The 618-nt window shown below is 73.5% G+C and carries 1 protein-coding gene; it reads left to right on the plus strand.

All coding sequences use genetic code 11. The features are described 5' to 3' along the window. A partial coding sequence (locus AX737_RS08745; protein ID WP_197430509.1) for a Tad domain-containing protein occupies positions 1 to 618 on the plus strand: 618 nt, incomplete at both ends.

Below are 618 nucleotides of genomic sequence, written 5' to 3' on the forward strand. Positions count from 1 at the left end.
CCTCGGCGGCACGGTCCTGGTTGGGCTTGTGGGCGGTGGGATCGACTACGCCCGGGTCTCGGCGCGCCGCAGCCAGCTCCAGGCGGCCGTCGATGCGGGCGTTCTGGCCGGCGGCAACGCGCTGAAACTGGCCGCCTCCAGCACGGACTCGGTCCGGGGCGTGACCGAGCAGACGATCCGCGACGCCGCCAAGCCCCTGCCCGAGAGCGCCTTCGGCCTTCAGATCGCGGTGCCGGCGGAGAAGACCAGCGTGTCCGCGCGGGCCCAGGAGACGATCCGCCTGGGCTTCGGCGCGCTCGTCGGGCTCGGCTCCGCCACCGTCGCGGCGCAGGCGCGCGTCAGCGTGGTGGGCCGGATGCGGCTGTGCATGCTCACCCTCGATCCCGCCGCCACGGGCGCCTTCAACCTGCAGAAGAACGCCCAGGTCACCGCCAACGCCTGCTCGCTCTACTCGAACTCGGCCAACGTCTCCGGGATGGTGGGCGGCGACAACGCGATGGCGCGCGCCGACACGATCTGCTCGGCCGGCGGCTATCTCGGCCTGCGGGCCAACTTCGCCCCCCCGCCCCAGACCGGATGCCCGGTGATCGAGGATCCGCTCAAGGACCGGCCCGCGCC

It is taken from the genome of Methylobacterium sp. CCH5-D2 (assembly GCF_001556475.1).
Classification (GTDB): Bacteria; Pseudomonadota; Alphaproteobacteria; order Rhizobiales; family Beijerinckiaceae; genus Methylobacterium; species Methylobacterium hispanicum.